Annotated in this window: 13 protein-coding genes and 4 tRNA genes; 9 read left to right on the forward strand and 8 right to left on the reverse strand. The window is 64.1% G+C overall.

Translation table 11 applies throughout. The features are described from left to right. Positions 1–2: 2 nt before the first annotated feature. Together H4V95_RS16540 and H4V95_RS16545 are read left to right on the forward strand one after the other, a co-directional pair. Positions 3–78: transfer RNA gene (locus tag H4V95_RS16540), tRNA-Thr, on the forward strand. Between the two features lie 163 nt (positions 79–241). Beyond that, positions 242–1,389, forward strand: a protein-coding gene (locus H4V95_RS16545) for an IS3 family transposase (protein ID WP_209731104.1) whose coding sequence is annotated in 2 segments (ribosomal slippage) — positions 242–506 and positions 506–1,389 — 1,149 coding nt in all. Because the reading frame shifts where the segments join, the coding sequence is not laid out codon by codon here. Here the strand turns inward: H4V95_RS16545 and H4V95_RS19045 are convergent. From H4V95_RS19045 to H4V95_RS16565, 4 genes are all read right to left on the reverse strand, one after another. Continuing rightward, positions 1,379–1,603, reverse strand: coding sequence for a hypothetical protein (locus H4V95_RS19045; protein WP_395939853.1), 225 nt, complete (start codon positions 1,601–1,603; stop codon positions 1,379–1,381). The genes H4V95_RS16545 and H4V95_RS19045 overlap by 11 nt on opposite strands. A gap of 264 nt (positions 1,604–1,867) precedes the next feature. Further along, positions 1,868–2,707 carry an aldo/keto reductase gene (locus H4V95_RS16555; RefSeq protein ID WP_196866423.1) on the reverse strand — a complete coding sequence of 280 codons (840 nt, stop codon included), beginning with the start codon at positions 2,705–2,707 and terminating at the stop codon, positions 1,868–1,870. Positions 2,708–2,800: 93 nt separating this feature from the next. Then, on the reverse strand, positions 2,801–3,253 hold the full coding sequence (locus H4V95_RS16560; protein ID WP_209731106.1) for a hypothetical protein: 453 nt from the start codon (positions 3,251–3,253) through the stop codon (positions 2,801–2,803). 184 nt (positions 3,254–3,437) lie between these two features. Then, positions 3,438–3,683 carry a hypothetical protein gene (locus tag H4V95_RS16565; RefSeq protein WP_196866421.1) on the reverse strand — a complete coding sequence of 82 codons (246 nt, stop codon included), beginning with the start codon at positions 3,681–3,683 and terminating at the stop codon, positions 3,438–3,440. Between the two features lie 408 nt (positions 3,684–4,091). On the opposite strand from H4V95_RS16565, the gene H4V95_RS16570 reads away from it, so the two are divergent. Then, positions 4,092–4,832 (forward strand): GAF and ANTAR domain-containing protein, encoded by a 741-nt coding sequence (locus H4V95_RS16570; protein WP_209731107.1) that lies wholly within the window; start codon positions 4,092–4,094, stop codon positions 4,830–4,832. 294 nt (positions 4,833–5,126) lie between these two features. Here the strand turns inward: H4V95_RS16570 and H4V95_RS16575 are convergent, their stop codons facing one another. Beyond that, positions 5,127–6,110: an NAD(P)H-quinone oxidoreductase gene (locus tag H4V95_RS16575; RefSeq protein ID WP_196866419.1), complete on the reverse strand. Its 984-nt coding sequence runs from the start codon at positions 6,108–6,110 to the stop codon at positions 5,127–5,129. A 62-nt stretch (positions 6,111–6,172) separates the two neighbouring features. Between H4V95_RS16575 and H4V95_RS16580 the strand changes: the two genes are divergently transcribed. Beyond that, positions 6,173–6,260 (forward strand) — tRNA-Ser (locus tag H4V95_RS16580). 240 nt (positions 6,261–6,500) lie between these two features. After that, complete coding sequence (locus H4V95_RS18510) at positions 6,501–11,444, forward strand: ExeM/NucH family extracellular endonuclease (RefSeq protein ID WP_245345754.1); 4,944 nt, start codon at positions 6,501–6,503, stop codon at positions 11,442–11,444. A gap of 121 nt (positions 11,445–11,565) precedes the next feature. Here the strand turns inward: H4V95_RS18510 and H4V95_RS16600 are convergent, their stop codons facing one another. Continuing rightward, positions 11,566–13,509: an FAD/NAD(P)-binding domain-containing protein gene (locus H4V95_RS16600; RefSeq protein ID WP_209731108.1), complete on the reverse strand. Its 1,944-nt coding sequence runs from the start codon at positions 13,507–13,509 to the stop codon at positions 11,566–11,568. Positions 13,510–13,604: 95 nt separating this feature from the next. Between H4V95_RS16600 and H4V95_RS16605 the strand changes: the two genes are divergently transcribed. Continuing rightward, on the forward strand, positions 13,605–15,695 hold the full coding sequence (locus H4V95_RS16605; protein WP_196866417.1) for a prolyl oligopeptidase family serine peptidase: 2,091 nt from the start codon (positions 13,605–13,607) through the stop codon (positions 15,693–15,695). Between the two features lie 64 nt (positions 15,696–15,759). Next, positions 15,760–15,847 (forward strand) — tRNA-Ser (locus tag H4V95_RS16610). 59 nt (positions 15,848–15,906) lie between these two features. Here H4V95_RS16610 and H4V95_RS16615 read toward each other — a convergent pair. Next, a complete protein-coding gene (locus H4V95_RS16615; protein ID WP_209731109.1) occupies positions 15,907–18,021 on the reverse strand; it encodes a RecQ family ATP-dependent DNA helicase in 2,115 nt (704 codons plus the stop codon). A 121-nt stretch (positions 18,022–18,142) separates the two neighbouring features. On the opposite strand from H4V95_RS16615, the gene H4V95_RS16620 reads away from it, so the two are divergent. After that, on the forward strand, positions 18,143–19,549 hold the full coding sequence (locus H4V95_RS16620) for a phosphomannomutase/phosphoglucomutase (RefSeq protein ID WP_196866415.1): 1,407 nt from the start codon (positions 18,143–18,145) through the stop codon (positions 19,547–19,549). A gap of 98 nt (positions 19,550–19,647) precedes the next feature. Here H4V95_RS16620 and H4V95_RS16625 read toward each other — a convergent pair whose 3' ends face one another. Next, complete coding sequence (locus H4V95_RS16625; RefSeq protein ID WP_245345755.1) at positions 19,648–21,513, reverse strand: phosphoenolpyruvate carboxykinase (GTP); 1,866 nt, start codon at positions 21,511–21,513, stop codon at positions 19,648–19,650. A gap of 329 nt (positions 21,514–21,842) precedes the next feature. Here H4V95_RS16625 and H4V95_RS16630 point away from each other — a divergent pair. Then, positions 21,843–21,915 (forward strand) — tRNA-Arg (locus H4V95_RS16630). Positions 21,916–21,939: the final 24 nt, after the last annotated feature.

Genomic DNA, 21,939 nt, shown 5'->3' on the forward strand with positions numbered 1-21,939 from the left:
CAGCCTCCTTAGCTCAGTCGGTAGAGCGTCTCACTCGTAATGAGAAGGTCGCCAGTTCGACTCTGGCAGGAGGCTCCACTAAGTCTGGGCAGCACAGTACGGTTGCCAAGGTGTCCGGCTGCTATGGGATGGCAGCGCATCCAACTGGGGCGGGGTCGCCTTGGTTGGGTCCCCGGGTAGGAGTCCGGTGACTGTGTGAGTTTCGCATCCGATAATGGATGCAGGAGGAAATTCACAGATTATGGCACGTAGACATACCCCGGATCAGGTCATCGCGAAAGTGCGTCAGGGCCAGAAGATGCTCAACGACGGACGACCGATGATCGAGGTCATCAAAGAGTTACAGGTGACCGAGGCGACCTGGTATCGGTGGCTGCAGCAGTACGGGTCCGAGAAGAACGCCACCCAGGCCAAGGCCGTCAAGGACCTCGAGAAGGAGAACGCGCGACTGAAGAAGCTGTTAGCCGATCAGGTCCTGGCCAATGACATTTTGAATGAGGTGGCGCGGGGAAAATTCTGAGCCCCGAACCACGTCACCGCGCCGTTCGTATGGCGCAGGAGAAGTTCGGGGCGTCCGAGAGGTTCGCCTGCAAGGTGTTGGGGCAGAACCGGTCAGCGCTGCGCAAAGGCCGACCCGTGGTCAGCTTTGAAGAGGCACAGTTGCGCTCTGATCTGCGGGCTGTTGCCGGCAAGCATCCGGCGTGGGGCTGGCGCAAGGCGCGCTGGCACCTGCTCGAGCAACCGCAGTGGGACGGCGTGGCGCTGAACAAGAAGCGCGTGCGCTGGCTCTGGCGCCTCGAAGGACTCACGTGCAAGCCCAAGGCGCGCAAGAAGCGCCGCACCGGTCCCGGCGCCGGCGAGCACAAGCGCCTGCGGGCCGAGTACCCGATGCACGTGGTCAGCTTCGACTTCCAATCCGACGTGACTTCCTGCGGTCGGCATATCCGGTTCTTCAACGTCATCGACGAATACACCCGCACCGCCCTGGCCATCATCCCGCGCCGGTCCTTCACCTCCAACGATGTGGTCGCAGTGCTGGAGGACATCATCGCCGAAACCGGCATCGTGCCAACCTATGTCCGATCGGACAATGGTCCGGAGTTCACCGCCGGCGCGCTGATCGACTGGTGTGCCACCGCCGGAGTCGATACCGCGTTCATCGACCCGGGCTCACCCTGGCAGAACGGATTCGCCGAATCATTCAACGCCCAATTCAGAAGGGAACAACTGACCGGAGAAATCATGGACACGATGGCCGAGGCGAAATACTTGGCCGACGAATGGAAAGAGATCTATAATCATGAACGACCCCACGGATCCCTCGACGGACTGACTCCGTCCAGATACTGGGAACGCTGGACCGCAGAGAACCAATTAGCTATCGCATAGCCGCTGGACTGCTAACGGGGGCCCAACCAGCCTCGCATAGCCGCATCATTTCGGCAGTAATTTCTGCAACTTCGCTGGGCGAAAACATGCCTAAGACCATTGCCGCTTGGTCAGGGTGCAGACTCATCAACACCGAAGCGGCCTTCTGCGAACCAGTCCGGGCGCCAATGATGGCCGTAGCGACTGCCGATACAAAATCGCTCATCCCGGGCATCCGTCACTCATCAGGCTCTGTTGGTGCGGGTCTGCGCCAGTCATGCTGTGATTGGACCGCTTCATCTTGAGTTCCCCAACTCTTTTGGTGCGAGAGTCGCCAGCACGCTTTTAGCTAGGCCGAGAACTGTTGCCCCTGCGCTGACGGTTACAAGATGAAAGATACCACCGACGTTGGATCATGCGATGCCGCCATAGTGAGCAACCTGGACGATGGCAGGCAAAGACACCCACCATCGTCCAGGTTCCTTATCGGAACGGGTTGTTAGGCGAAGTCGGCAGTTGCCGGGTCCGCGCCAATCCGGCCGTCAGCACCCTTGTCGAGTGCGGTGATGGCGTCGAGGTCGCCCGCGTCGAGCGTGACGTCCAGTGCGTCCCAGTTCTCGACGATCCGTGATTCGGTGACCGACTTCGGGATTACGACGTTGCCAAGCGCAAGGTGCCAGGCCAGAACAACCTGCGCCGGTGTGGCGTCATGCTTGGCAGCGATCTCCACCAGGGTGGGGTCCTCGAGGAGCCCCTTACCTGACCCGAGGGGCGACCAGGACTCGTGCAGGATGCCCTTGTCCTCGTGGAACGCCCGCAGCTCGGCCTGGTTGAAGAACGGGTGGGTTTCCACCTGGTTGATGACCGGGACCACGCCTGTTGCGTCGATGATCTCCTGCAGTGCCTCAACGGTGAAGTTCGAGACACCGATCGAGGTTACGCGGCCCTGCTTCTGCAGCTCGATGAGAGCTTTCCAGGTATCAAGGTACTTGCCCTGCTTGGGCTGCAGCCAGTGGATCAGGTACAGATCCAGCTTTTCCAGGCCGAGCTTCTCCATCGAGGTGTCGAAGGCCTTCAGGGTGCTTTCGTAGCCCTGGTCGGCGTTCCACAGCTTCGTGGTGATGAAGAGTTCGCTTCGGTCGAGGCCAGAATTGGCGATCGCCCGGCCTACACCTGCCTCGTTCTGGTAAGCGGCAGCCGTGTCGATGTGGCGATAGCCAGCCTTGAAGGCCCGCCCCACGACGTCTTCGGCGGTGTTGTCGTCAACCTGCCACACCCCGTAACCCAGCTGGGGGATGGTGACGCCGTTGTGGAAGGAAAGGTTCGGTGAGGTAGTCATGTATGCCTTTCGCGATGCGAATAAATACTGTGTGGTTAAGTGAACCGCCGCCCGCGCCCAAATATTTCGTCAGCCTACTTCTGATCCACGGGGCTAGCTGCTGGCCAACTGGCGCTCAGCATCGGCGATGTCTTCTTCCACCAGCTCGGCCCGGCGTCTGACGTTCTCCACGCCGGCTGACGCGAGCCCCCACCGTTCGCCGTCGAGCCGTGCCATGGCTGCCGCCTCCGCAGTGGTGGCCAGGGCGTTGCCGGCCCGCGACAATGCGCGGTGCACGGGCGTGAGGGCTCCGGGAATATCCATTCCCTCGCTTGGGGAGGACGCCTGAGCGGTGACGCAGACCACCCGTACCCGCTCGAGCAGCGGTCCCAGGTCGTTGGCGAGCCGGGCGAGCTGGTTGTAGACGTCGTCGTCGGCCACCCCCTCCAGGATCTGGTGGTAACGGTCCAGGCCTCGCCGAAAACGGTCGTGCGCGCGACGCCAGACGCCGGTACCCAGTTCCGCGTCGTCCTTGCGTCCTTGACGGGCAGCAGTGAAAAATCCCATGGCCGCTTAGGCGTGCGAACGCTGGGCAGGTGGACATGCCGGTGCGACGGAAGGCGTCGGCATGGTGTCCAGATGGTCGAATCCCTGCTGTTCACTCATGGGATTATCGTCTCATGAGGGGCAGGCCCGCCGGCCCGGGGAATCCTCCAGCCTATCCCCCCGGCCCCCTGCCGTCCGGCTGCGACTACTCGCCGGCACGCTCCGTCGGAGCCAGATCGGCCCGGTAGTTCTCGTGCTCGCGGCGGTCGAGTTCCTCGGTGAGCTCCTCAAGGCGTCCCTCCGTTTCCGGATCCGGAAGACCATAGCGCACGTACTCGGCATCAAGTTCCCGATGAATCCTGCTGTTAAGGACCTCAACTTCAACGTTCTGGAGCTGGGTCAGGTCTTCCGGAAACGGCTCATCGGGAGCGAGGCGGGTGATGTCGTTCATGAGGGGTCCTTCCAAATGACTTAGTGCTGGGAGGTGCTGACTCAACAGCAGGGCCAAGCGGGTGGGACACCAGTTGGCCGGACGCAGGGTAGGGCGTCTACAGGCGCGAAATAGCCAGCGGGATGTGCGCGTGAAGGATATCCGCCGTGCGGAGAGAAAGGGATGTCTTGACCGGGGCCCAGAGGGGCAATCCGTGCAGCACTGTCGCCATTAAAATCCTGCTTACTGAGGAGAAGTTCCCGTGGCTGTCTGCTCAACCTGACTATGACCATATCCCATCCGGACCTACCTTCAGCCATCGTATCCACAGCCTTCGGGGGCAGCTATGACCAACACTTCGCTCTCAACGATTACAGTTGAGTTCGTCAGGTAGGGAGTCTCTGGACGGCGCCCGGAACGGAGAGCATCATGTCGAAAGTCCCCCCCATGGAACCGGACGTTCACAACGTCCTGCTGGACATGGTGATGGACACCGACGACGTGAGCACCTTCCTCACGGGGCTGACGCAGCTGGCCGCCGCCACCCTCACATCGAAAGCCTCCGGCGAGGTCCTGTGTGGGCTGACCCTGCTCCGGCCCCGCACGATGGGAACCGTTGCCAGCAGCAGCGAGCTGGCCCAGCGGACCGACGAAATCCAGTACGCCTTCGATGATGGACCCTGCCTGCGGGCAGCGCGGGAAAACGTGGTTGTTCATGTTCCGGACATCCCTCATGACACCCGCTTCCCTCATTACCGGGACGCTGTGGCCGAACACGGCCTCCGCTCTGCATTGGGAATTCCCGTGCCGCTGGTTGGTGAGTCCCGCGCCGGACTCGACTTCTACTCCACCGAAGCGAACGCGTTTGACGACGACGCCGTCGCGGCCGCCGAGACGTTCGCCCTGGAGGCCTCCAAGTCCTTGCGCCTGGCGGTGCGGATGGCCCAGCTCAGCGATGCCAGCAAGCATCTGGAAGCGGCGATGCAGTCACGCACCGTCATCGACCTGGCAGCTGGCATCATCATGGCCCAGAACCGGTGCTCCCAGAACGAGGCCGTCGAAATCCTGAAGACCGCCTCCAGCGCCCGCAACATTAAACTGCGCGACGTCGCCAGCGCCGTCGTGGCGTCGGCAAACCAGGCTCCCACCACCACGCACTTCGACAGGTAACCGACCCGCTCAGGGATCCTGCTGGTCAGGGACGGCTGAAGTCCAGGCACAACCGCCCACCCACCGGTGCGGTTTGCTGAGCATCAACGTTCATGCTCAGCAGACTCACCAGTGGGCGGGCAGTTGTGGTCAAGAGGCCGTCTAGCAGCAGCGCCCCTCGGGGTTGGCATCCTGCCAGGCGGCAACTTTTCTGCGCCGAAAGGTATGTCGGACACACCGCAAATGAAGGATGATTTCCCACCAGATCAGCGCCGTCAGTGGGATTGTCTGGACTATCCCACTGGCGGCCGCTGGTCAATGGGCAGGATCGATGGTGAGCAGGATCTTCCCCGTGTGCTCGCCGGAATCGAAGTACTGGTGCGCCGCCACGACGTCGTCCAGCGGGAAGGTCCGGTCCACCATCCCTGCAACCGACCCGGATGCGATCAGAGGCCAAACGTGATCCCGCACTGCAGCCATGATGGATGCTTTCTCGGCCACGGGACGGCCCCGGAGGGTGGTGCCCGCCACCAAGGCGCGCTTGGTCATCAGGGCGCCAAGATTCAGTTCGGCCTTCGCTCCGCCCTGCAGCCCAATCACCACCAGGCGCCCACCAGTCGCGAGGGACTCGACGTTCCGCGCCAGGTATTTGGCGCCGACGACGTCGAGAATCACATCGACCCCCTTGCCTCCGGTGACGGCGGCCACCTCGGCCACAAAGTCCTGCTCCCGGTAATTGATGCAGGTCGCGGCGCCAAGGCTGCGGGCGACCTCAAGCTTCCCCGCTGACCCTCCGGTGACGATGGGGATGGCTCCAAACGCGAGCGCCAACTGGATAGCCATGGTCCCGATCCCGCCGGAGCCCCCATGGATGAGCACCCGCTCCCCCGGCTGCAGCTGTGCCGTGAGGAACAGGTTCGAATAGACAGTGGCTACCACCTCCGGCAGTGCCGCAGCCGCCACCAGGTCCACGCCCGCGGGAACAGGCAGCACCTGGCCTGCCGGTACCGCTACCTGCTCCGCATAGCCTCCGCCGGCCAGCAACGCCACCACTTCGTCCCCGACGGCAAATCCCGACGCACCGGGATCAGCAACCCTCCCGGAGACCTCCAGACCCGGATACTCCGGCGCACCCGCCGGCGGAGGATAGTGGCCCTGACGCTGCTGGACATCGGCCCGGTTCAATCCGGCGGCGACGACGTCGATCAGCACCTCGCCCTGCTCCGTAGGGGGTGCCGCCACCTGGGACACGGAGAGCACCTCCGGCCCACCTGGTTCAGTGATGACTACTGCTCTCAAAGGGTCCTCCGGGGGAATGGTTTTTGGCTGAACTGGAAACTACGTGAAACACTACTCACTTGGGAAGGTTGTCCGAGCGGCCGATGGAGCTGGTCTTGAAAACCAGTGTGCGGTAACCCCGTACCAAGAGTTCGAATCTCTTACCTTCCGCCCGTAACAAAAAGTTGGTCCCGGTAGTTGCCGGGGCCAACTTTTTGTTAACCACAATCGCCTTGGCCCTTCACTTTCCGTAATCTCTCGTTCACTATTGTCTGATTGGCTCGAACCTGACCCATTTGGTTATCTGGATCACAATTGTCCAGATCTCGGGCCAATAACCGTTCGAAGATGCTGTCTTTTTGCGGACTCACTCGCGGCTGTCAGCAGCCAAAAGCCAAGGAGAACCACCGGATGAAACATTCGTCATGGAAGGGCGGGCTTGGTGCCGTGATCACGGTCGGGCTTCTTGCCTCGCCGATCGCAGCACTACCCGCCTATGCGGCGCCAAACGGCGTCGTCATCAATGAGGCGTACGTCAATGGCGGCAGCGCCAACGCCCCGTATCTGAACAAGTTTGTCGAACTGCGCAACACCACCAACGAACCGGTCGACATCAGCGGCTGGTCGCTGCAGTACCGCGCATCGGGGAGCACCGGCGCACCAACGGGGGTGTCATCGCTCAGCGGAATCATCCCGGCAAATGGCTACTACCTGATTGGTGGCTCCAGCAATGCTGACAATGGAGTCGCACTTCCTGCAACGGATGCCACCATCGGAGCAAGTTTCGCCGGGGGCGGCGGAACCCTGATCCTGTCCAACGGTTCGACGGCAGTCGACCCGTTGGCAGTTGGCTCGGTAACCGACAACCCGGCTGTCGAAGACCTGTTGGGGTATGGGTCCTCCAACACCTTCGAAACGGCTGTCGCACCCAAGCCGGACACCAACTCCGATCCGCGGTCCCTGAACCGGACTGACTTCGTTGACACCAACGACAACTCGGCCGATTTCACCCTGAATGAAGCTGTGACTCCGACGAACGCCGACGGCGAGACCGGCACGTTTGAACCGGAGCCCGAGCCGGAACCCCCCACCGCGGGTGAGGTAGTCCCGATTGCCGAGATCCAGGGCACCACTGACACGTCACCGTTTGTGGGTGACACCCTCACTACGCGGGGCGTCGTCACCGCTGCCTACCCCACGGGGGGCATCGACGGCTACGTGATCCAGACCGAGGGCACCGGCGTGACCGCCTCGGCCGGGCGCACCGCCTCCGATGGCATCTTCATCTATTCCCCGGGAACCGTCAATGAGATGGAGATAGGTGACCACGTAGAGGTTACCGGTGAGGTTTCGGAGAACTTCGGGGTCACCCAGATTGAGGTAATCGCGGGAGCCGCGAGCGTCCTCACCGAGCCGGCCGAAGAGGTCAAGTCCCTCGTCACCGCGTGGCCTGAAACCGCCGAAGAGCGTGAGCTGCTGGAAAGCATGCTAATCAGGCCCGACGGCGAGTTCACCGTCTCCGACAACTATGACCTGAACCGCTACGGCGAAATCGATCTGGCTTCCGGGCCTGACGCCCTGGTCCAGCCCACCGAGGTTGCACCTCCGGGTACCCCCGAGAACCTCGCGGTGCAGGCCACCAACAGCGCCCTCGGAGTTACGCTCGACGACGGCGCCACAGTGGACTATGTGCAGAACAGGGACCTGGCCCTGCCCTACCTGTCGCTCGATAATCCGGTCCGGGTCAACGGCACGGCGACATTCACCTCCGACGTCATTGTCGACTTCGACTTCGGCGTGTGGCGGTTCCAGCCGGTGACCCAGTTGACCGCTGAGAACGCCGAAACGGTCCAGCCTGTAACCTTCGCGGGAGAGCGTCCAGCCACCCCCGTTGATGTGGGCGGCGACATCAAGATCGCCTCGTTCAACGTGTTGAATTACTTCAGTACCACCGGAGCTGAGCTCCAGGGCTGCACCTACTTCAACGACCGCGCAGGCAACCCCATCACTGTCCGTGGCGGTTGTGACGCACGCGGCGCGGCCAACATTGAGAGCCTTGAGCGTCAGGAAGCGAAGATCGTTGATGCCCTGACGAACCTCGACGCCGACATGGTGTCGCTGGAAGAAATCGAGAACTCAGCAGCCTTCGGCAAGGACCGCGACGAAGCCCTCGCTACCCTGACCGCCGCACTGAACGAGGCTGAGCCCGGCGTCTGGGACTACGTTCGGTCCCCCGCTGACCTTCCGGCCAACGAAGACGTGATCCGCAACGCATTCATCTACAAGACCGCAGCCGTGGAAACCGTCGGCGAGTCGGTCATCCTTGACGACGACATTGCGTTCTCGAACGCCCGCAAGCCGCTGGCCCAGGTCTTCCAGGCCGCGGACGGCGACGAGTCGACCAAGTTCCTCACCATCGTGAACCACTTCAAGTCCAAGGGTTCCGGTTCAGGCGAAAACGCTGACCAGGGTGACGGCCAGGGCGCTTCCAACGCTGACCGTGTGGAGCAGGCAACCGCTCTGGTGGCGTTCGCCGACACCATGCAGGATGAGGCCGGCACCGAGAACGTCTTCCTCACGGGCGACTTCAACTCCTACTCCGCAGAAGACCCCATGCAGGTGTTCTACGAGGCCGGATACATCAACCAGGGACTGGAGACCGGAAAGTACTCGTACGTCTTCGGCGGACAGTCCGGGTCGCTCGACCACATCCTCGCCTCACCCGAGGCGGATGCAACCGTGACCGGCGTGGACATCTGGAACATCAACGCAGTGGAATCGCTGGCGCTTGAGTACAGCCGGTTCAACTACACCCCGGTGAACTACTACACCCCGGACCAGTACCGTGCCAGCGACCACGACCCCGTGATTGTTGGTCTGGATCTCGACGCCGAGGTGACCGAGCCGAGCACCACGGCTGAGATCAACCTGCTGAACATCAATGACTTCCACGGACGAATCAACGCCAACACGGTGAAGTTCGCTGGAACAGTGGAGCAGCTGCGTGAAGCCGCAGGCGAGGAGAACACCCTGTTCATCTCTGCTGGCGACAACATCGGAGCGTCACTCTACGCGTCCTCATCGCAGGGCGACGTGCCCACGATCGACGTACTGAATGCACTGGAACTGAGCACCTCAGCCGTCGGAAACCACGAGTTCGACGGCGGCTTCGCCGACCTCACGGACCGCGTGGAACCCCTCGCTGATTTCTCCTACCTTGGCGCCAACGTCTACACCAAGGGCACCGAAGATCCAGCGATGGACGAGTACGACATCTTCACCGTTGATGGCATCGATGTTGCAATCATCGGAGCGGTCACCGTCGAGACTCCCACTCTGGTCAGCCCGGGCGGCATCTCGGACCTCGACTTTGGGGACCCCGTGGAAGCAGTGAACCGGGTAGCACAGGAGATTGAGGACGGCGGCCTCGCCGACGTCATCATCGCCGAGTTCCACGCTGGTGCTGATGGCTCCAGCGAAGATTCGACAGTGCTCCCGGAAATCATCCCGGGCAGCGAATTCGAGGCGATCGTCAACGAGACCACTCCCCTCGTCGACGCGATCTTCAACGGTCACACCCACTCGTTCTACGCATCGGATGCGCCAGTGCCGGGTGAAGCCGGAGAAACCCGTCCGATCGTACAGACCGGGTCCTACGGCGAATTCATTGGTCAGGTTGAACTGACCGTCGATATCGCGACAGGTGACGTCGTCGACTACGAGGCACGCAACGTGCCCCGCACCACTGCCGACGACGCGGCTCTGGCCTCCACGTACCCACGGGTCGCCGAGGTCCAGACCATCGTCAACCAGGCACTGGAGACCGCTAAGGAACTCGGTAGCGTGGTTCTCGGCAAGGTCACCGACGACATCACCACAGCGTTCGTCGGTGACTCACGCGATGACCGCACCTCGGAGTCCACCCTCGGCAACCTGGTCGCCGATTCGCTGCTGTCCTCGCTGGCACCTGCCGAACGTGGCGGCGCCGAGATCGGCGTAGCCAACGCGGGTGGCCTCCGCGCCGAGCTGTACTACGACGAGAACGGTGACATCACGGTGGCTGAAGCCAACGCGGTGCTGCCATTCCTGAACAACCTGTGGACCACCACGCTGACCGGGGAACAGTTCACCCAACTGCTCGAACAGCAGTGGCCCCGCGAGGGTGGTTCCCGCACCGCGTTCGCGCACCTGGGACTGTCGGATAACGTCACCTACACCTACGACCCCGCGGCCGCCCAGGGTTCACGCATCACATCGGTAAGCATCGATGGGGAGCCGCTGGATCCGGCCCGGGACTACCGGATCGGAACCTTCAGCTTCCTGGCTCAGGGAGGAGACGACTTCCCTGTCTTCACCGAAGGCAGCGACACCCTGGACTCAGGTCTGGTGGACCGCGATGCCTGGTTCGACTACATCGAGGCCAACTCACCACTTTCTCCAACCTTCGACCGCCGCGCTGTGGCAGTCCAGGATGCTCCGGAGATCGTGGCACCCGGCCAGGAAGTCGCCTTCGACGTCTCCAAGCTGGACCTGACCTCGCTGGGAAGCCCCACCAACACCAGCATCGTCCTGTCCTACTCGGTCGGCGACGGAGATCCAGTGGAAATTGACACCTACTCCGTCACCGACGGTGCCGCGCGGATTGCGTTCACCGTTCCGGCCGACGCTTTCGGTGCGACTTTCCGCCTGACTGCGCCAGACTCCGGCACCATGGTGCGCCTGCCCATCGGCGTCGAGGTCGTCGAGTTCACGGACATCGAAGGCAACGAGCACCAGGACCACATCGAGTGGATGGCCGAAAACGGTCTCGCCACCGGTTGGCTCGAAGCAGACGGCACCCGCACGTACCGCCCGCTGTCGAACATCAACCGCGACGCGATGGCCGCGTTCCTGTACCGCCTTGCTGGCGAACCGGAATACCGTCTGCCTGCGGAGTCACCGTTCAGCGACATCGCCTTCCCGGCTGATGAAGCCGATCGGGTTGAGCACTTCGACGCGATCATGTGGATGCACTCCACGGGCCTGTCCACCGGCTGGCCCGAAGCCGATGGTACCCGGACCTTCCGTCCGGTCACCCCGGTCAACAGGGACGCGATGGCTGCGTTCCTGAAGCGCTTCGCCGGGCAGATCTGCCTGAACGAGGAAGCAATCGAATACGTCGACCCCAGTGGCGCTCCGTTCTCGGACGTTCCCGAGGGCAAGATGTTCGAAGAGGAAATTTCCTGGATGAAAGACACCGGGATCTCCGAGGGCTGGGGCGACGGCACCTACCGTCCGGTTACCCCGGTAGCCCGTGACGCAATGGCAGCATTCGTCAACCGGTTCGATGACACGTTTGGATCCTGCGGCAGGTAACCCCTGCGGTAGATTCTCAGAACCAACCAAACTGCCAGTCAGGCGGCGGGTCCCCTCGGGGGCCCGCCGCTTGGCGCTTAACCAGCCGTCAGCTCACCACCCGATGCTGACAGCCTGATGGCTAGCTCCCTGTTGGCTGCCTCCCGTTGGCGAGGATCGCCGCTGCAATACCGTCGGCATCGCGCAGGGTCCGTCCCCCGGCGTCGGCGGGTGCATGCGCCTCGGCGGCGATGGCCGTCCCCCACTGGACCGAGGCGAGCTGCAGCCCGATCACGTACAGGTTCGGCTGCGCCCTGCCGGCCCCATCGATCGCCCGGTAGGGCGGTAGGGTCACGTCCAGTCCGGGAGAGGTGACGGGCGCACCGTCCTCTGACATCATCACCCTGGCCCGGACCAACCCGTCCTCCAGCAGCTGCCGCAGCAGCGGGGACAGGCTGTCCTCCGCACGGTTCGGCGGCATCATGGCATCCACCAGATGACTGGCCGAAGCCTCCTCGCCGTCGACCCACGGGGAGGACGCCACGAACCGCCCCGTCCCGCCGTCGATGGTGAACTGGGGATTCGGGCCGACGAACCGGACGACGCCGGCACGCGCCAGCGCGGCCAGCTGTGCGATCCGCACAGCCGGCGGACCACTGGCCAGGCCTTCCACGAGGGGCTCAAACCAGCCGCGGAGCTCGGACATCCAGGCCTGGTCGGTCAATCCGCCGTCGGCCACAACCGTCTTGATGACGGTCCGGCCGGCATTCATCGCACCGATTGCCATCTTCAGGGGACTGTCCTCACCCCGGATCGACTCGTCGACGTCGGCGTCGAGGAAGGCGAGCACCGCGTCCTGGTACTCCTGCGCATCAGCGAACCGGCGGCCCGCAAACGGGCGTGCAAGCCCTTCGACGTCGAGCCGGTGCGCTCCTGGCATCTCCTCGGCGAGAAGCATCTCGAGTGCCGAGGTCCACCCCGGGCCGGTGACGTCCAGGGCCGCGTGGAGCCGCGCCAGGAAGGCGTCAGGGTCGGCCGGCCGGTCACCCGCGCCCCGGGCCAGGGTGGCGTAGTAGGTGCCCAAAACGTCCCGGTGAAGCAATGGCCAAATGTCATGGTCGAACCCCGGCCGGATACCCTGGCCCGCGAAGGACCGCAGGGCAGCCACCGTGCAATGCCGCAGCGACACACTGCGGGGAAGGTAACTGTCCAGCTGGGCCTTCGCCCGGTAGGGAACGCCCCGGCGGGACGCCGCAATGAGAAGCGGTTCCCGCCCGGTGGGATGGTACTGCAGCTGGCCGGCCTCATCCGGAGCGAAGTGTCCGCCGCGCCCCTCGGAAAGCTGAATCATCACGTCGAAAAAGTTCAGCCCCAGCCCCCTGACCAGGACAGGTTTCCGCGCCGGAATCCTGTTCCAGTCGATATCGGCCGGGACTGCGGGGGGCCAATAGTTGAGGCTGTGCCGGGCGGCGCCGTCGCGCAGGGCGTCCTGTTCGGGGTTGAGTTGCGCTGGGAGGTGGCCGAGAGACAGCACGACGGCGTCGGCGGCGAGGGCCGCACCGTCGGCCAGGTCGACCCGGAACCCGGTGGCCTCCCGCGTCAGTTTCAGTGCGTCGGTGGCGTGGTGGGTGACGGTGATGCCGTCCCCGCAGTGGGCCACCAACCGCTGGTAGATCCACTCCAGGTACCTGCCGTACAGCGCGCGGCTGGGAAAGTCGGAGCCCCCTAGGCGTGCCAGTTCCTCACGGTCACCCGAGGAGAGGGACGGCGCCGGAGCGGTGGTCATCTCGGTACGCCAGTCATTGAACGATCGGTCCACCACCGAAGGCACGAGCCCGTCAGCTGCACGCCCCACGGGCACCACCGACGGGAACAGCGACGGGGTGTTCATCAGGAACAGTCTCGACTGGTCGGGGCGCCACACATGGCCGGGCCCGGGGAGTTCCGGGTCGATCAGGTGGATGTCGAGGCGTTGCCGCTGACCGTCCGGAAGGGCGCTCCACTGGGAGATCAGCCGTTCCGTCACTGAGGTGCCGCGGGGGCCGGCGCCCACCACAGCTACCTGTTGGTTACGACCCGTCTGCATCAGACAAGGGTATCCGCTCCGACGGCGGTGGGCAGGGCGCCCGTCCGGGCCGCCCCCGGTTCGGGGGCCGCGCGAGGCGTGCATAGGATAGAAATATGACCTCCACCACAGACCAGCAAACCGGTCCGACCTCCGACGACGAGTTCATCTGGCTCGAAGACATCTACGGCGATTCACCCCTTGAATGGGTCCGAGCCGAGAACGCTGTCACCGAGCAGCAGCTGGTCACCGACGATTTCCAGGACATGGAGCGCAAAGTCCTGGAAGTCCTCGACTCGACGGAGCGCATCCCGCTGGTCTCCAAGCGGGGCGGTCACTACTACAACTTCTGGCGGGACCGCGAACATCCCAAGGGACTGTGGCGCCGCACCACCTGGGATAGCTTCACGGCAGCCCACACCGAGTGGGAAGTGCTCCTGGAACTCGATGCACTCAGCGCCGACGAGGGCACCGAATGGGTATGGGGCGGGGCTTCGTTCCTCCGCCCGGTCGATGGAGCGCCCTACCAGCGCTGCCTGGTGGCGCTCTCCCCCGACGGTGGAGATGCGCGCCGCTACCGCGAGTTCGACGTCGTCTCCCGGACTTTCGTGGCGGGCGGTTTCGACGTCCCGGCCGCGAAGAGCCGGATCAGCTGGGCCGGACCTGATGCACTGCACGTCGCCACCGACTTCGGTCCCGGGTCCATCACCACCAGTTCCTACCCCCGGACGGTCCGCACGGTGCGCCGGGGTCAGCCGCTGGCCACCGCGGCACTGGATTTCGAGATCCCTGAAACCCACATGATGGCCCTGGTGGTGCGGGACCAGACACCCGGTTACGAGCGGGACATCGCCGTGGACACCATCGACTTTTACACCAGCCGGACCCACCTGCGCGGCGCCGACGGGTGGGTCCAGCTGGATGTGCCCGACGACGTGAACGTCTCGTTTCACCGGCAATGGCTGATTCTCCGGCCGCGGACGGACTGGGACGTAGACGGCACGGTGTTTGCCGCAGGGTCCCTGCTCGGGGTGGAACTGGACTCGTTCCTGGCTGGCGACCGCTCACTGATCACCCTGTTCCAGCCCGATGCGACGACCTCACTGCAGTCCTGGAGCTGGACACGGGACTACCTCATGGTCAACCTCCTCAACGATGTGTCCTCGGAGATTCGGGTCCTGAAGCCCTCGGACAACTGGCGGTCGGAAATCCTTGATGCGTGCCCGCCGCTGCATTCGGTGGAGGCCTTCGCCGTGGATGACGAGGACGACGCAGGAAACGACTACTGGCTGGTGATCAGCGGTTTCCTCACCCCGTCGACCCTGCTGCGTGGCGCCATCGGCGGAACGCATGCCCCGGTGAAGGCCACGCCGTCGTTCTTCGATGACGACCGGTTCACGGTTGAGCAGCACTTTGCAGTGTCCAAGGACGGCACCCGCGTGCCGTATTTCCAGGTCGGGGCGAAGGACCTGGTGCTCGACGGCACGAATCCCACCCTCCTGTCCGGCTATGGAGGATTTGAGAACGCGATGCTCCCCTCCTACTCCGGTGTCATCGGCCGCGGCTGGTTGGAGCGGACTACCGACGGCGGCCGGAATGGCGTGTATGTGCTGGCGAATATCCGCGGCGGCGGTGAGTACGGCCCGGCCTGGCATCAGGCGGCGTTGCATGCCAACCGCCACCGCGCCTACGAGGACTTCGCGGCTATCGCCGAAGACCTGGTGTCCCGCGGGGTGACGCGCCCCGAGCTGCTCGGGTGCACTGGGCGCAGCAACGGCGGACTGCTGGTGGGTAACATGCTCACCCACTACCCGCACCTCTTCGGCGCCATCTCCTGCGGGGTGCCGCTGCTGGACATGCGCCGCTACACGAAGCTCTCTGCCGGCTACTCCTGGATTGCCGAGTACGGTGACCCAGACAAGCCTGAGGAATGGGAGTACGTGAAGACCTTCTCCCCGTACCACCAGTTGCGGACAGGGGTCAGCTACCCGCGCACGCTGATCTGGACCGCTACCAGCGATGACCGGGTGGGGCCGGTCCAGGCGCGAAAGATGGCCGCCCGGATGAAGGCGATGGAGATCGGCAATGTGTGGTTCCACGAGGCCTTGGAGGGTGGCCACGCGGGCGCGTCAGACAACCGGCAGGCGGCCCGCATGCACGTCATGTCGCAGGAGTTTCTGTGGAAGGCACTGACCGGCGGGCTGTAGCCATCAGTGGTTTTGCTCTTGCCCGGTTCTTACAGGTAGCCTTGGGTGGCTAGTAATAGCCGCTGGAGACGTGCCAGAGCGGCCGAATGGGCTTCACTGCTAATGAAGTGTGGGCCTAAAGCCTACCGGGGGTTCAAATCCCCCCGTCTCCGCGAAAAGTGAAAGCACCCCCAACCTCGGTTGGGGGTGCTTTTGTGTGTCCGGGGAAGGACTAAGCCTTCAACGCCAGAACAAACGGGAGAACTTCCTGTGTACCGGCGTCCCGCAACGCTTTGCCGGCCACGGTGATGGTCCAGCGGCTGTCGGCAAGATCGTCCACCAGCAGCACCGGCCCAGGGTTGGCCGCGAACCATTCCCGGCCCTCCTCCGGGACGGCGAACCGATCCCAGACCGCTGCCAGCCGGAACGCGCTGTTGCCGCCGGGAGCTCCGGTGGGCCAACCGTGCGGTGTCTGCAGGGCGCCGAGGTACGGGATCCGGCCCACTCCGGCCAGCCCTTCCGCCAGAGATTGCACCAGCAGGGGGCGCCGCCGCGATGGCACACTGACCACGGCGACCGGACGGGTTTCCCATCCCCACTGGGCCAGCACCGAGACACAGGCTTCAACGGCCAGCGGGCCGAGGGGCTGATCGGGGGTCGTATCAGCGAGCATCTCGCGGAGGCGGCTCCCCCATCCAAGGTCGGTGAACCGTGCCAGCGCCCTTCCCGACCCGTTGGCCTGGTTTGCGGGGATGCGGCCCTTGACCTGCACCCCCAGCTTGTCCATCCCGCTGGGCCACTGGCCACGCGGGTCCACCTCGACGCCAACCTTGCTGAGCGCCTTCTGGGCGCTATCGGACGCGTCGTGCGCCACCTCATCCGAGTACCAGGGGCCGGCGCAGTTGTCGCACCGTCCGCAGGGCGCCGCCGTCGGATCGTCGAGGGCCGCGGCCAGGAACTCCATCCGGCAGCCCGTCGTGTTCTCGTAGTCCAGCATTGATTTCTGCTCGGCGACCCGCGCCTGGGCGATCCGCCCATACCGTTCGCTGTCATACAGCCACGGGGTGCCGGTGCTTTCCCAGCCGCCCTGCACCTTCCGGACGGCGCCATCCACGTCCAGCACCTTGAGCAGCAGCTCCAGCGGGGTGCGTTTGAGGTTGACCTGCGCTTCGAGGGCCGGCGTGGACAAAACCGTTCCGGAGCCGAGCGCGTCGAGCACCCGGGTTGCCTTTTCCTCGGACGGCATCGAGGAGGTGGCAAAGTACTCCCAGATCTCGCGGTCCTCGGTGCCCGGCAGGAGCAAAACGTCAGCGTTGGGGGTGCCACGTCCGGCGCGCCCCACCTGCTGGTAGTAGGCGACAGGGGACGATGGCGCACCGAGGTGGACCACGAAACCCAGATCCGGTTTGTCGAAGCCCATGCCCAGTGCGCTGGTGGCTACCAGCGCCTTGACCTCGTTGCTTTTCAGGGCAGCCTCGGCCGACTCGCGATCCGCCGGGTCTGTGCGGCCGGTATAGGCGAGCACCTGATGCCCGTTTGCCCGCAACAGGTGCGCCGTATCTTCGGCCGCCGCAACCGTCAGCGCGTAAATGATCCCGCTTCCCGGCAGCTCCTCGATATGGGTCAACACCCAGGCCAACCGCGACCGGGGGCTCGGCAACCGCAGCACGCCGAGCCGCAGGGAGTCACGTTTCAGGGTGCCGCGCAGCGTGAACACCTCGGTGCCATCGGTGCCCAGCTGCTCCTCGACATCGCTGACCACGCGCGAGTTGGCGGTTGCCGTGGTCGCCAGCACCGGCACTCCTGCCGGCAGCTGGGTGATCAGGTCCCGGAGCCGGCGGTAATCCGGGCGGAAGTCGTGTCCCCAATCGGAAATGCAGTGTGCCTCATCGATCACCAGCAGGCCCGTGCGCCGGATCAGCTCTGGAAGGTGTCGTTCGCGGAACGCCGGGTTGTTCAGGCGCTCCGGTGATACCAGCAGGACGTCGACCGTGTTGTCGTCGAGCTTGGCGGTGATCTCCTGCCAGTCCGTCTGGTTCGCAGAATTGATCGCTTCGGCCCGGACACCGGCCCGCGCCGCCGCCGCGACCTGGTCGCGCATCAGCGCCAGCAGGGGCGACACGATAAGCGTGGGCCCCGCGCCGCGCGATCGCAGCAGCAGACTCGCGACGAAATACACCGCTGACTTGCCCCAGCCAGTGCGCTGCACCACGAGCGCCCGTCGCCCGCCGTTCACCAGAGCCTCGATCGCCTCGAACTGGCCGTCATGGAACTCGGCGTCGTCCCGACCTACCAGGGTCCGTAGAATTTCGGCTGCTTGGTCATGGAGTGTTGTGGTGTCAACCATGAGCCCTAGTATTGCAGCCCCCACTGACACCCTCGGTGGGCGGGTCACCGGCTGTGGATACCGCACCCGTCTTCGCCTCCACACGCCTTGTCTGGCGGAGGCCAACAGTTAGACTCTCCCAGTGAACAAATCCTTCGATCTTTCAGCATCCTTCAAGGCCTACGATGTCCGCGGCATCGTGGGCGAGAGCATCACCACCGAGATTGTCGAAGCGGTGGGCGCTGCCTTCGTGGACGTGCTCGACCTCGGGGGGCAGACCGTTCTGGTGGGCGGTGACATGCGCCCGTCGTCGCCCGAGTTCAGCCAGGCGTTCGCGCGCGGTGCCACTGGCCGGGGTGCCGACGTCGTGCTGTTGGACCTGATCTCGACCGATGAGCTGTACTACGCCAGCGGCACCCTCAACGCAGCCGGCGTAACCTTCACCGCGAGCCACAATCCTGCCGAGTACAACGGCATGAAGATGTGCCGGGCCGGAGCCGTTCCAGTGTCCTCGGAGACCGGCCTGGTAGAGATCCAGGCCCTCGCCGAGCAGTACCTGAACAGCGGGTCCATTCCAGCGGCGGAACGCACCGGCACCATGGGCGTCCGAGACGCGCTCCGCGGTTACGCCGAGTACCTGCGCTCGCTGGTTGACCTCTCCGGGTCGCGCCCGCTGAAGGTGGTGGTGGATGCAGGCAACGGGATGGGCGGTCTCACCACACCGGCCGTTCTGGGCGACACGCTGCTGCCCCAACTTCCCCTCGAGATCATCCCCCTGTACTTCGAGCTCGACGGGTCGTTCCCGAACCACCCGGCCAACCCGCTGGAACCGGAGAACCTCAGGGACCTGCAGGCGGCAGTGGTCAGCAACCAGGCGGATATTGGGATTGCCTTCGACGGCGACGCCGACCGCTGCTTCGTCATCGACGAACAGGGCAACCCGGTCTCACCCAGCGCTGTCACCGCGATGGTGGCCCGCCGGGAAATAGTGCGCGCGCAGGCCGACGGAGAAGATACCCCCGTCATCATCCACAACCTCATCACCTCCCGCGCGGTGCCCGAACTGGTAAAACGCCTGGGTGGACGCCCCGTCCGCACCCGGGTGGGGCACTCCTTCATCAAGGCCGTGATGGCCGAGGAGGGTGCCGTGTTTGGCGGCGAGCACTCCGCTCACTACTACTTCAGGGATTTCTGGAACGCCGACACCGGGATGCTGGCGGCCATGCACGTGCTGGCCGCACTGGGTGAGCAGTCCGGGCCGCTGTCCGAACTGGGCCGCGAGTACGAGCCCTACTTCGCCTCGGGTGAGATCAATTCGCGGCTGGACGACGTCCCCTCGGCTGTTGCCCGGGTGCGCGAGGAATTCGAGAACGACGGCGTCACGGTGGACGAACTCGACGGGTTGACGTTTACAGCGGATGACGGATCATGGTGGTTCAATCTCCGTGCCTCCAACACTGAGCCCTACCTGCGGCTGAACGCTGAAGCCGTCGATCCACAGGTCCTGGAAACGCTGACCGAGCAGGTGCTGGAGCAGGTTCGCCAGTAAGGGACGCCGCGGCATCTCCCCGCAGCCCGTGGACAACGGAAGGCACCCGGTAGATTTCTTCACCGGGTGCCTTCCGTCAGTCAGAGGGATCGAGCCAATCAGTGAGCGAATCGCTCCTTGAGCCCGGTCAGCTGATCCTGGAGCTCGGCGGGGAGGGAGTCCCCGAACCGGGAGTACCACTCCTCGATACCGGCCAGTTCGGTCGCCCACTCCTCGGGGTCAACACGCACGGCGGCGTCGACCTCCTCCGGGGTCATGTCCAGACCGGCGAGGTCCAGCGAATCTCCGGTAGGCACGAAACCGATGGGAGTTTCGACGGCGTCGGCGGTTCCTTCCAGGCGTTCGATGACCCACTTCATCACCCGGGAGTTTTCGCCGAAGCCCGGCCAGGCGAATCCACCGTCAGCGGTCCGCCGGAACCAGTTCACCAGGAAGATCTTGGGCAACCGGTCCTGGTCGGCCTTGCCGCTCAGGGTGATCCAGTGGCGCAGGTAGTCACCGGCGTCGTACCCGATGAAGGGCAGCATTGCCATCGGGTCGCGGCGTACCCGGCCGACCTCGCCTGCTGCCGCCGCGGTGGTCTCGGAGGAGAGGGTGGAGCCCATGAAGATGCCGTTGGTCCAGTCGCGCGACTGGGTGACCAAGGGCACTGTGGTCTTCCGTCGGCCGCCGAAGAGGATGGCCGAGATTTCCACGCCTTCCGGGTGGTTGAACTCGTCGGCCAGCATGTCGATCTGGTCGATCGGGGTGCAGAACCGGGCATTCGGGTGGGCCGCTGTCTTGTCCGACGCGGGCGTCCATTCATTCCCCTGCCAGTCGGTCAGGTGATCGGGCACCTCGGCGGTCATCCCTTCCCACCACACGCCGCCGTCATCGGTCAGGGCAACATTGGTGAAGATTGAGTTGCCCTTGGCGATCGCGCGCATCGCATTGGGGTTCGTGAGCCAGCCGGTGCCGGGCGCGACGCCGAACAGGCCGGCTTCGGGATTGATGGCCCGCAGTTCGCCTTCGTCGCCGAACCGCATCCAGGTGATGTCATCGCCCAGCGTCTCAACCTTCCAGCCCTCAATGGTGGGGTCCAGCAGGGCAAGGTTGGTCTTGCCGCAGGCAGAGGGGAATGCGGCCGACACGTAGTAGGTCTTGTTCTCCGGGGAGGTGAGTTTGAGGATGAGCATGTGCTCCGCCAGCCACCCCTCATCCCGTGCCATCACCGAGGCAATCCGCAGGGCGTAGCACTTCTTGCCCAGCAGGGCGTTGCCGCCATATCCGGAACCGAACGACCAGATGGAACGCTCCTCCGGGAAGTGGACAATCCACTTGTCGGCGTTGCACGGCCAGGGCACGTCCGTCTCACCCTCGGCGAGGGGCGCACCGAGGGAGTGCAGCGCGGGGACGTACTCGGCGTTGAGCTCCGTCATCCGTGCCAGCACCTCGGTGCCGATGTTGGCCATGATGCGCATGGAGCTGACCACGTAGGCACTGTCGGTGATTTCGACACCGAACTTGGGGTTGGCGGCATCGAGGTGACCCATCACAAACGGGATCACGTACATAGTGCGGCCGCGCATGGCACCGGTGAAGAGTCCCCTCAGCTTCTCCTTCATCTGGTCGGGGTCCATCCAGTTGTTGGTGAACCCCGCGTCACGCTCGTTCTGGGAACAGATGAAGGTCTGCTCCTCAACCCGTGCCACGTCCGCTGGATCAGAGAAGGCCGCAAAGGAATTGGGGAACGTTTCAGGGTTAAGGCGCCGGAGGGTTCCAGCGTCCACCAGTTCGTCGGTGAGCGCCTTGTTCTCCTCAACGGATCCGGTGACCCAATACACCCGCTCAGGCTGGACCATATCGGCAACTTCCTGAACCCACGCGATCAATCCAGCGTGAGTGGTCGGCGCAGGGGCCTGCGTGCCCTGATCAGTTGCGTTCAGGTGGTGGTCATCAACCAGCTGGCGTACGGGATCGCCCATAACATGTCCCTTCGTTGGGTCGGTGGTGTAACGATGCTATGGTCCATGTCACTCAGGCGCTGAGCACCGTCACGAGGGCTTCACCGGGGTCTTCCTAGATATTTCCCTAGAATTCACGGTGACTTGGCCGTGTCAAGAGCACTTAATGTGATTAAGGTCACGTAGACCGGTCTAGTCACGAACGGGCCAGGGAAGCCCCTGCCTCCTCGATCAGCCCCTGGGGTCCGGCAAATTAGGCGTAGGTCGGCAATAGCTGTAAAGTTATCTACGGCCAATAACCGCGTGGTTCGCCTGAAAACGGCAGTGACACAACGTTAGCTAACGGCGATGCGTGCGTAGCTCAATGGATAGAGCACCTGACTACGGATCAGGAGGTTGGGGGTTCGAGTCCCTTCGCGCGCACGGTTTGATGAAATGCCCTCCCCC

This window comes from Arthrobacter sp. CAN_C5, assembly GCF_017875735.1.
Classification (GTDB): domain Bacteria; phylum Actinomycetota; class Actinomycetes; order Actinomycetales; family Micrococcaceae; genus Arthrobacter_D.